Origin of the sequence: Sphingomonas sp. (assembly GCF_003248515.1) — a bacterium.
Lineage (GTDB): Bacteria > Pseudomonadota > Alphaproteobacteria > Sphingomonadales > Sphingomonadaceae > Sphingomonas_I.
On sequence record NZ_QFOB01000012.1, the window covers coordinates 137563 to 148197 of the forward strand.

A 10635-nucleotide genomic window follows, 5' to 3' on the forward strand; every position below is an offset into this window, starting at 1 on the left:
GCGAAGCCGCCGCCGTCCGATCCGGCGCTGCCTATTGGGGGGAATAGGCGCTGCCGGAGCCGAGGAACTTCTTGGTTGCCGCCTGACCGTCAGCCTGCGACTGCGCGCGGCGCGCCTGCTCGATCGCTTCGGCGCGATATTGCGCAGCCATCAGGTTCTGGATCTGGAATTGCTGCTTGGCGGCGAGCGCGAGAAGCTGGTTGGTCGCCTGTTGCGCCTGAAGCGATCCTTCGGCACCCTGGCTGCGGGCGACGATGCCCGACAGCGCTTGCGTATCGGCCTGCACGGTCTCGACCACCTGCGCCTGCACGGTCATTGCCTGCTGGAATGAGGCCTTCGCCGTGTCCATCCGCACACGGGCGTTCTGGACCTGCTGGTTCATCGTCAGTGCCTGGCCGAAGCTGTCGGGGAAGAGCTGGCGGAACTGCTGGTCGAGATTGGCGACCTTGAACTGGATACCCTGCGCCTGGCCCATCAGTTGGTCGATTTGGCTGATGGTCTGCTGGAGCGCTTGCAATTCGGGGAAGCTGATGCTCGTCAGGTTCTTCGCCTGATTGATTAGGCCCTGCGCCTCGTTCTGGAGCGACTTGATCTGATTGTTGATCTGCTGGAGCGTCCGGGCGGCGGTCAGGAGATTCTGGCTGTAGTTTGACGGATCGAACACGGTCCATTGCGCCTGTGCCGGCGTGCTGGTGCCGACCGCCATCATGAGCGCGCCGCCGGCGCCAACAGCGAGCGCGGATGCGATGAGATATTTGCGTGAGAAGATACCCACTATAGGACTCCTTCTTCGGGGGCTTGGGGAGCGGGAAAATCGGCGATGAGGTCGGCGGCCCAATCGGGGCCGGCGCGGGCTAGGAAGCGGGCCGCGAATGCGTTCGGCCCGAACTGGCCCAGCAGACGGTCGATCCGTTCCTGGATCACGGGCGAGGAGGCGCCGCACAGCGCTAGGGCGATCGGACCGAGGCCCAGTTCGAACAGCCGGTTGCCGCGCGCCGATTGCAGATAATAATGCCGCTTCGGCGTCGCGCGGGCGATCAGTTCGATCTGCCGTTCGTTGAGGCCGAACCGTTCATAGGCCTGACGGCTCTGCGGCTCGATCGCACGATCATTGGGCAGCAATATGCGTTGCGGGCAGCTTTCGATGATCGCGGGCGCGATACTGCTCTCGGTGATGTCCGCCAGTGACTGAGTCGCGAACAAGACCGCGACATTCTTCTTGCGCAGCGTCTTGAGCCATTCGCGGATACGCGCGGCGAACAGCGGATCGTCGAACAGGCTCCAGGCCTCGTCGAGGATCAGCAGGGTCGGCCGCCCGTCGAACCGTTGCTCGATGCGGTGGAACAGATAGGTGAGCACGGGCGCGACCACGCCCTTGCGCAGCATCAGCGCTTCGGTCTCGAAACATTGCACATCGGCGAAGGCGAGATGCTCGTCTGCCGCGTCGAGCAGCCCGCCATAGGCGCCCTCCAGCGTGTAGGGGGCAAGCGCGGCGCGCAACGCATTGGACTGGAGCAGCAGGCTCAGGCCCGTCAGAGTCCGCTCCTCGCGCGGGGTGGTAGCCAGATTGCAGAGCGCCGACCAGATGCGGTCCTTAATGTCCGGGGTCAGCGCGACCTTCTCATGGGCAAGCAGCGCGCCGATCCAGTCGGCCGCCCAACTCCGCTCGGCTTCGTCGTCGATATAGCGCAAGGGCTGGAAGGCGAGCCCACTGCCATCGCCATGTTCGGGCTGCGGTCCCAGACTATGATGGCTGCCGCCCATCGCCAGCACGGACGCACGCGCGGAGAAGCCCATGTCGAAGATGACGATGCGCGATCCCGGATAACGGCGATACTGCATGGCGATCAGCGAGAGCAGCACCGACTTGCCCGCGCCGGTCGGCCCCACCACCATCATATGGCCGACATCGCCGACATGAGTGGAGAGCCGGAACGGGGTCGAGCCGGTGGTCTGCGCGACCAGCAACGGCGGACCATCAAGGTGGATATTGCCCGCCGGACCCGCCCAGACCGATGACAGCGGCATCAGATGCGCGAGGTTCAGCGTATGGACGATCGGCTGGCGGACATTGGCATAGGTCTGGCCGGGCAGCGACGACAGCCAGGCCTCGACCGCGTTCACACCTTCGCGGATCGTGGTGAAGCCGAGGCCGTTGACGATGCGCTCCACCGCGCGGACCCTGTCCTCGACGCGGGCGCGATCGCTATCCGATACCGTGATCGTCGCGGTCAGATAGCCGAACGCGACATGATCGCCGCCCAGCGCCTGCAACGCCATATCGGCATCGGCGACCTTGTTGTCGGCGTCCAAATCCAGCAATTGCGCGGGGCTATTGTACATCACTTCGCGCAACAGCGCGGTGATCGACTTCCTCTTGTTGAACCATTGGCGGCGCAGCTTCGTCAGCACCTTGGTCGCATCGGCCTTGTCGAGGCTGATGAAGCGGGTGACCCAGCGATACGGAAAATCCGCTTCGTTGAGCGCGTCGAGGATGCCGGGCCGGCTCATGGTCGGAAAGCCGGTGACGGTGAGCGTGCGGATGTGCCGGTCACCCAACATCGGCTCCAGTCCGCCGGTCAGCGGAGTGTCGGCGAGCAGCCCGTCGAGATACATCGGCATATCGGGCACCGCGACGGCATGGCGGCGCTGCGATATGGTGCCGTGGAGATAGGTCAGCGTCTCGGCCGACGAGAGCGCCCGCATCTCGGGCATGAACGCGCCGAACAAGTCGAGTGCGCGAATGGTCTCCGCGATGAACGACGCCAGCGCGCCGCGCCAGTCGCGGCCCTTCTCGCTGTCCGGCCGTTCGACCAGCGAGCGGCCGGCGCTGTCGGCGCCGTCGGCGGGCGGCAGCCAGACCAGGGTCAGATAATAAAGGCTTTCATAATGCTGGCCCTCGGCCTCGAACCCGGCGCGGCGTTCTTCGTCGACCAGCCAGGAGGCGGGATCGCGGAATACGCTGTCGGGATAGCCGAGCGCCTCGCGGCGCTCGGCCTCGAAGAACAAGGCCCAGCCGGTGCCGAAGCGCTTGAGGACATTGTTCGCTCGCGCGCAGGCGGAGACCAACTCGGCCTCGGTCGCGCTCTCCAGATCGGGACCGCGGAACGCCAGCGTCCTCTGGAAGCTGCCGTCCTTGTTCAAGATCACCCCATCGGCGACCAGCGCCGCCCAGGGCAAATGATCGGCAAGGCGGTCGGCGCGGGGGCGATATTCTCGCAGGTTCAGCATGACAGATGGCTCCGCTGGCGAAGATGGCGAATGAGGACGGGCGCGAAGTCGGGGTCGCGGCGGGCGGCGAACACGGCGAGGCTGTGTCCGGCCGCCCAGAGCACCAGCCCCGCCACCCATTGCTGGAGACCTAGGCCGATCGCGGCGGCGAGCGTGCCGTTGACGATGGCGATCGTCCGCGGCGCGCCGCCGAGCAGGATCGGCGATCCGAGCGCGCCGTGGACCGGCGCCTCGAATCCTTCGATGTGGGCGCCGGCGATATGCGGCGAGGCTGGTGCGGCGGTGCTCACGCGATCAGCGCTCCACCGCCGAAGCTGAAGAAGCTGAGGAAGAACGAACTGGCCGCGAACGCGATCGACAGGCCGAACACGATCTGGATCAGCCGCCGGAACCCGCCCGCCGTCTCTCCGAACGCCAGCGTCAGGCCGGTGACGATGATGATGATCACCGCGACGATCTTGGCGACCGGACCCTGCACCGATTCCAGGATCTGCTGGAGCGGTTCTTCCCACGGCATGCCGGTGCCGGACGCAAAGGCGCTGCTGGTGATGGACAGGGTGAGCCCAATCGCCGCGCCGATGAGGAAGGTGGAACGGCGATCGGGAATCTTCAGGGCAGATGCACGCATGGGTCTTCTCCTTGGGGTTGGAAGGCTGGGGTGATGTCGATGAGGGCGTAGGCGCCATCGGGATCGAGCCCGGCGACGCGGGCGATCGTCTCGATCCGGCGGGCAAGGCCGCGCCCGGCGATGAACACGATCATGTCGATCGCCTCGGCGATCAGCCGGCGCGGCACAGTGACCACCGCTTCCTGTACGAGCTGCTCGATCCGATAGAGCGCGGACACTGCGCTGTTGGCGTGGACGGTGGCGATGCCGCCGGGATGGCCGGTGTTCCAGGCCTTGAGCATGTCGAGCGCTTCGGGACCGCGCACCTCGCCGACGATGATGCGATCAGGGCGCAGGCGCAGCGTCGAGCGGACCAGATCGGCCATGGTCACGCTGCCGGCACGCGTGCGCAGCGCCACCACATCGGGCGCGGCGCATTGCAGCTCGCGTGTGTCCTCGATCAGGATCACGCGCTCGTCGAGGTGCGCCATCTCGGCGAGCAGTGCGTTGGCGAGCGTGGTCTTGCCCGACGACGTGCCGCCGACCACGAGGATGTTTCGGCGGTCAACAACGGCGCGGGACAGCAGGCGCGCGGCCTCGGCAGACATGATCCCGTCCGCCACATAGTCGAGCAGCCTGTGGATGCGCGACGCGGGCTTGCGGATCGAGAAGCAGGGCGCGAACGCAACCGGCGGCAACAGCCCCTCGAACCGTTCGCCAGCCCCGTCGCCATGGGGCGGCAGTTCGGCCGAGACGATGGGCCGGTCGGCATGAACCTCGCCGCGGGCATGGGCAGCGACCAGACGGATGATGCGCTCGACCTGATCGGCATCGATGCGGACATCGGTATCGACGCGACCTTCGCCCAATCTGTCGATGCGCAGCGCGCCGTCAGGGTTGACCATGATCTCGACGACTTGGCTGTCGCGCAGGGCGGAGGCGATATCAGCTCCGAGCGCCGTGATCAGCATGCGACGACGGCGCTCGACAGAGGGGTCGGCGCTCACAGGCGATCCCCATCGTCATCGCCGCCAAGCGTGCGTCGACCGCTTGCGAGCTGGCGGCTGACCTGCGTGATGAAGGCGGCGAAGCGCTCGCGGGCGATGGCGCGGCCGGCATGGTCGGTCTCGGCCAGCGGCGCGTGGATCGCCAGTTCGTAGCGGACAAACAGCGCCAGCGTCTCGATGAGGACATGCGTGTTGCGCTCGATCCGCGCCAGCGCCCCGGTCAGCCGGTCCAGCCTTTGCCCGAAACGGTCATCCAGCTCGTTGGAGCCGCGACGGTTGAGCCACGCTTCGACCGCATCGGCGAGAATCGCGGACTTGGACGCGCCGGGCCTTGCGGCCAGCGCATCGAGCCGGGCGCTCAACGGTTCGTTGAGCATGAACTGGTGGCGGATGCGAGCCATGTCAGAAGCCCGGCAGCATGTCGTCGGCGCGGCTCGCACCTGCGTCGATGCCGAAGGTGGTCCGCGCGATGCCGGCGGCACGCGCCTGGTCCATCATTCGCGCATCGGCGGATGCATCGGCATCCTCCTCGCCGAGGCCGAGCGGATCGACCGGCGTCATCTCATCGGCATGGCTCGGCTGTTCTTCGGGGAGCCCGGGATGGCGCTCCTGCTGCAAGCCGCCGTCTTCGCTTTCACCTTCGGGAGAGATAGCCGCCGCCAGACGCATGTCAGGCGTACGGGACAGGGCGCCCCAGTCATCGGCGCGGGGTATCGGATGATCGGTGTAGTCGCCGTCAGCAAGTACGGGCGGCGGAATCACGCGCCCCCGGAAATTGCGATCCTCGTAATAGCGCAGCTTTTTCGCGCGAATGGGCGGCGTGCCCGATACCAGCACGAGTTCGTCGTCGGCTGGAAGCTGCATCACTTCGCCCGGCGTCAGGAGTTGGCGCGCGGTCTCCTGACGGCTGACCATGACATGGGCGAGCCAAGGCGCGAGCCGGTGGCCGGCATAGTTGCGCATCGCCCGCTGCTCGGTCGCCGTGCCGAGCGTATCGGACAGGCGCTTGGCGGTGCGTTCGTCATTGGTCGCGAAAGCCACGCGGACATGACAATTGTCGAGAATGCTGTTGTGCTCGCCATAGGCTTTCTCGATCTGGTTGAGGCTCTGAGCGATCAGGAAGGCGCGCACGCCGTAGCCGGCCATGAAGGCAAGGCTGGTCTCGAAGAAATCGAGCCGTCCCAGCGCCGGAAACTCGTCGAGCATCATCAGCAGCTTGTGGCGCCGGGTATCGCCGGTTGCGTGCAGATGCTCGGTCAGCCGGCGGCCGATCTGGTTGAGGATCAGGCGTACCAGCGGCTTGGTCCGGCTGATGTCGGACGGCGGGATGACCAGATAGAGTGAGACCGGCTGCTTGCCGTCGACCAGATCGGCGATCCGCCAGTCGCAACGCGAGGTGACTTCGGCCACGGTGGGATCGCGGTAAAGGCCGAGGAACGACATGGCGGTCGACAGCACGCCTGAGCGTTCATTCTCGCTTTTGTTCAACACTTCGCGCGCGGCTGACGCGATCACGGGGTGGACGACCGGCGCTTCCTCGCTACCCAGATGATTGGTGGTCATCATCCGCTTGAGCGTGGCGGTGAACGGGCGCTGCGGATCGGACAGGAAGGTCGCGACGCGGGCGAGCGTCTTCTCTTCCTCGGAATAGAGGACATGGAGGATCGCACCGACGAGCAGGGAATGAGAGGTTTTCTCCCAGTGGTTACGACGCTCGAGCGCCCCTTCGGGGTCGACCAAAACATCGGCGATATTCTGAACGTCGCGCACCTCATTGGCGCCGCGACGGACCTCCAGCAGCGGATTGTAGCGCGCCGAGCGAGCATCGGTCGGGTTGAACAGGAGGGCATGGGAGAAATGCGCCCGCCAGCCGGCGGTGAGCTGCCAGTTCTCGCCCTTGATATCATGAATGACCGCGGAGCCGGTCCAGCTCAGCAGGGTCGGAACGACGAGTCCGACGCCCTTGCCCGAACGGGTCGGTGCGAACACCATGACATGCTCCGGGCCGTCATGACGCAGATAATGGTCGTGCGACCGCCCAAGAAAGATGCCGGCTTCAATCGCCAGTCCGGCTTTGCGGATATCAGTCGCGGTCGCCCAGCGTGCCGATCCATAGGTGGTGATGTTCGTGCGCTGCCGCGCCCGCCACAGCGATCCGGCGATGGCAGCGCCGCATCCCACGAAACCGCTGGCGGCCGCAAACTCGCCGGCCCGGTCGAAGATTTGCGGCGCGTAGGCGTCGTAGTGATACCACCACAGGAAAATCGCCCATGGGCGGTAGACCGGGATATCGCCGACGAGGAACCAGGGCGGCCCCAGTTCAGGCTGATAGGCAAGATGCGCCGCGGCCCATTGCGTCGCGAACCAGATGCCACCGATCACGATGGCGAACACAATGGCGATCTGGCCGATCAGCAGCTTGGTGGGCGTCATGCGGGCTCTCCACCCGCACGGTGAGAATCACGGCGGGCCTTGCCCCGAGACTCGGCCCATCACCGTGATCCCGACAGTGCCGTTACTTCGCCAGAGAGCGCCACGTTCTGCCAAGTTTGCGATCGGGCTTAATCACCTTCAGTTTCCCGGAACGCGAACAGAGTGCCGAAGCGCTTCCCAACGCTCATATTGCGGTGAGTCGACTGGGTTTGCAGATTTTCGGTCATTAAACCAGAAATCTAGCCATTGCAGGCTTCTGCGATAAACGGCCGATCGATGCGCGGGGTGGAGCTTCACATGACCTTCGTCGGGATAGACGTACATATCGATCGGCCATCCGCGGCGCATGAGTTCGCGATAGGTTGCAAGGCCCATGCGAAATTCACTGGACGACGCCTGTATCAAAAGGGGGACGGGCTTTGTTCCATCCGCCTCCGCGAGCGAGCCGATCCGCCAGAACTCCCTACCGGCCTCACGGTTCGCCGGATAGCCCATGCGGACATAGAAATCCTCGTAGCCCTCCGCGGATTGTTGCAGCATGGCCGCGTCCTCACAGCAGGTGCTCAGGATCGCGGCTGCGAAGAGCCTTGTGTTGGTCAGCGCAAAGGTCGCTGTCACGGCACCGTCGCTCTGCCCGGTGATCGCGACACGCGCAGGATCGATCACGCCGTCACGATCCAACTGTCCGATGATAGACGTTAGGGACGAGAGGATATTCCGTCTGTCGGCGAAATCCTCCATGCTTAGTCGAAGATATTCGTCCTCGCCGACTGGATGATCGACTTCAGGCAGCCAAGGCGTGCGATTGAAGCTCAAGACGGCGAACCCGTGCGCCGCCAGCGCCTGGATCGGATATTCGTCGCCGGTGCCGCCGCGGAGAAAGCCGCGCGACTCATACTGAACGATTACTAACGGGAGGCGGCGATCGCCTCGATACTGCCGCGGCAGCACGAGATCGCCATAGGTCTTGACGCCCGCCGCGTTAGCCCATTCAAGCCGACGAACGATACCTGCCTCGGCGGCTGGATATTCCGGGTTGGGATCGAAGATGACGCGCCTTGATCCATTGCGCGCCGAAACAGCGACGAGATGTCGCGGAGAGACCGACGTCTCCTGCGCGCAAATGATCCCCTCACCACCTTCTCGACAGCCGAAAAGCGCGTCCGTCGTGGCCAACAGCAGGCGAGGGCGGTCACGCCTTGGCCTCCACGCGTAAAACTGGGTCAGACTGCCGTCGATGCCGGCTCGCCTTTGAAAGACGAGCAGCTCATGTGTTATCCACCAGAGATTGGTGACTCCGCTGCATGCGTCATAGGTGCAAGGCAGCTCATTCGGCCCAACCTGAACGTGCAACATCATCGGCGAGAAGAGTCCGTCGTCAGACGGCGCGCTCCAAGCCATCGTGTTGCCGAGCCTTGCGAGGGCAGTGCTGCTAGCAGGCCGATCGGGATCCGGGTGCAACGCGACTTTATCCGCCTCTTGCAGGGATTCCGGTGCCCCGCTTGATGGATTGACCGCTCGTGCGACAAGCGGAACATCGGCCGGCGGCATCGGGATGTCGCTCGACAGCGGCCAGAAACGCTCGTCGAAACGAAAGCCGCTCAATCCCTCAGTTGCGATGGCCTTTCTCGCGGCCGTGAGGCCGGGGCGGCTCTCATAGAGAAGCCTTGCACCATCGGCAGACCATGCCAGTCTCTCGATATCGACATCGCTGACCAGTTTTCGGCTAGAAACATGAAGGGCGAAATCGTGAATCCAGATCTCGGATCGGTCGGAAAAGAATTTCGTGTAGGCCAGAAATCTACCGTCAGGGCTCCATCTTATGATCGCCTGTTTGGGAATGCCCAGTGGCAGTCCGCTGATTCCGTAGCGACTGGACGTCGCAGCGACGATATCTCCAGCATCATCGAATACACTAGGAGTTCCTGAACCAGTGATCGGTACGATCACCATAGCGGTGCAGTAAGTGTCGCTGGACGGATCAGCCTGGCGCAATTGAAGTGCGGCAGAGCGTCCATCGGGGGACAGGGCAAAAGGCTCGGATCGAGCCCCAAGCCCGGCGCCACCGAAATCCCGGATGCGTATTAAATCGTCGGTGTTGATCGGACCCAGAGTTCGCTTTGCAGCCGATGCGAGGAGAGAACATCGTAGGCTTTCCGCCCGCACGCTGGGCGCGAGCAGCAAAAATGTGGCAGCAATACAAATCCGCACGGCATGACTGGATGCAGTGCGAATCTGATATGCGGCTTTCAAATGAGCGCGCATGTTCGTTGTTCCTACCAATCCTTCGAGATCGTGAAGCTGATGAACCGGCCGATCGGTGAAAAGTTGGTGGAATCGTAGTTCACATAATAGCTGTAGCCACCGCTTGGGGCTGCGTAGGGCGGGCGCTGATTGAAAATATTCTGCGCGCTAAGCTGCAATGCCAGCCCGCCAAGTACCGATCTTTCCTTGGGGAATGCGAGCCTAGCAGAAAGATCGAACGTCGTCATTGAGTCTATCGGAACAGAAGGTGACGCGCGATTGTCTTCGAGACCCGCGATATGGTTTACGTAGGCGCCGAGGGTCCATTTCTGATCTGACCAGATCATACTTCCGCGCGCTCGCAGACGCGCCGGGTTGAAAATCGTCCCGGCGAGCTGGAGTTCGCCCATATCCGCATTGATCACCTGCCGGGACCAAAGCCACGACGCATTGCTGCTGATCGTCAGCGATGATGCGTCCCTCAAATCAAATCGATACTCGGCCGACAGATCCACACCATGGATGTTTTGGCGAGCGGCGTTGACGTAGCGATCGGACAGGATGGCGATTGTCTGACTGGTCCCGCTGCCGCCGCTGTAATCATAATATCTAGACGCGGAAGCGATGAGCTGCTGCACTTCCTCCGCAGTTGGATCGTAGCTGACAAACCCAGCATATATGGGATTGGAGAGGGCGCTAAAAAGCTGCGCTCCCGACACCGGCTGGACGATACGGTCTTTGTAGGCCACTTCGAAATAGCTGACTGATGCCTTGAAACCGTTTAGCCACGATGGATGAATGTCGATCGTTGCGGACCAGTTCTTGGCTCGCTCGGGCTTGAGATCGACGTTGCCGCCATAATCAATCAAGACCGTCGAGCCCGCCGGATAACCGGAAGCGCCCACCCAGGTGGCGGGATACTGATATATAACATGCGGCATATACTGCTGGGACAGTATCGGCACCTTGAAGGATCGTCCCCAGCTTGCCTTGATGTCGAAATCGGAGTTGGGTGCGTAGATGAGACCGAGTTTCGGAACCGCAACCGATGCCGTGCCCGGATAATATTCGTAACGCATCGCAACGCTGGCCTTGAGCTTGTATGCCCATGGC

9 protein-coding genes are annotated in these 10635 nt (G+C 63.5%); all 9 read right to left on the reverse strand.

What is annotated here, in order from left to right; translation table 11 throughout:
- Positions 1 to 31 precede the first annotated feature (31 nt).
- Positions 32 to 775: a P-type conjugative transfer protein TrbJ gene (gene trbJ / locus DI605_RS17580; RefSeq protein ID WP_293976449.1), complete on the reverse strand. Its 744-nt coding sequence runs from the start codon at positions 773 to 775 to the stop codon at positions 32 to 34.
- The gene (gene trbE, locus DI605_RS17585; protein WP_293976451.1) at positions 775 to 3231 is read right to left on the reverse strand and encodes a conjugal transfer protein TrbE; all 2457 of its coding nucleotides are present in this window, start codon (positions 3229 to 3231) and stop codon (positions 775 to 777) included. The genes trbJ and trbE overlap by 1 nt, the downstream gene beginning before the upstream one ends.
- Positions 3225 to 3521: a VirB3 family type IV secretion system protein gene (locus DI605_RS17590; RefSeq protein WP_293976453.1), complete on the reverse strand. Its 297-nt coding sequence runs from the start codon at positions 3519 to 3521 to the stop codon at positions 3225 to 3227. Before DI605_RS17590 ends, trbE begins: the two co-directional genes overlap by 7 nt.
- On the reverse strand, positions 3518 to 3859 hold the full coding sequence (locus DI605_RS17595; RefSeq protein ID WP_293976455.1) for a TrbC/VirB2 family protein: 342 nt from the start codon (positions 3857 to 3859) through the stop codon (positions 3518 to 3520). The genes DI605_RS17590 and DI605_RS17595 overlap by 4 nt, the downstream gene beginning before the upstream one ends.
- Complete coding sequence (gene trbB / locus DI605_RS17600) at positions 3841 to 4845, reverse strand: P-type conjugative transfer ATPase TrbB (RefSeq protein ID WP_293976457.1); 1005 nt, start codon at positions 4843 to 4845, stop codon at positions 3841 to 3843. Before trbB ends, DI605_RS17595 begins: the two co-directional genes overlap by 19 nt.
- Complete coding sequence (locus DI605_RS17605; RefSeq protein ID WP_293976459.1) at positions 4842 to 5246, reverse strand: CopG family transcriptional regulator; 405 nt, start codon at positions 5244 to 5246, stop codon at positions 4842 to 4844. Before DI605_RS17605 ends, trbB begins: the two co-directional genes overlap by 4 nt.
- A gap of 1 nt (position 5247) precedes the next feature.
- Complete coding sequence (locus DI605_RS17610; RefSeq protein WP_293976461.1) at positions 5248 to 7278, reverse strand: conjugal transfer protein TraG; 2031 nt, start codon at positions 7276 to 7278, stop codon at positions 5248 to 5250.
- Positions 7279 to 7416: 138 nt separating this feature from the next.
- Positions 7417 to 9543, reverse strand: a complete 2127-nt coding sequence (locus tag DI605_RS17615) for an Atxe2 family lasso peptide isopeptidase (RefSeq protein WP_293976463.1) — start codon at positions 9541 to 9543, stop codon at positions 7417 to 7419.
- An 11-nt stretch (positions 9544 to 9554) separates the two neighbouring features.
- A partial coding sequence (locus DI605_RS17620) for a TonB-dependent receptor (protein ID WP_293976465.1) occupies positions 9555 to 10635 on the reverse strand: 1081 nt, incomplete at its 5' end.

Excerpts from the sequence above, each read along its gene's own strand:
- trbE (WP_293976451.1), bottom strand. The coding sequence starts at position 3,231 with ATGCTGAACCTGCGAGAATATCGCCCCCGCGCCGACCGCCTTGCCGAT.
- DI605_RS17605 (WP_293976459.1), bottom strand. The coding sequence starts at position 5,246 with ATGGCTCGCATCCGCCACCAGTTCATGCTCAACGAACCGTTGAGCGCC.
- DI605_RS17595 (WP_293976455.1), bottom strand. The coding sequence starts at position 3,859 with ATGCGTGCATCTGCCCTGAAGATTCCCGATCGCCGTTCCACCTTCCTC.
- DI605_RS17610 (WP_293976461.1), bottom strand. The coding sequence starts at position 7,278 with ATGACGCCCACCAAGCTGCTGATCGGCCAGATCGCCATTGTGTTCGCC.
- DI605_RS17615 (WP_293976463.1), bottom strand. The coding sequence starts at position 9,543 with ATGCGCGCTCATTTGAAAGCCGCATATCAGATTCGCACTGCATCCAGT.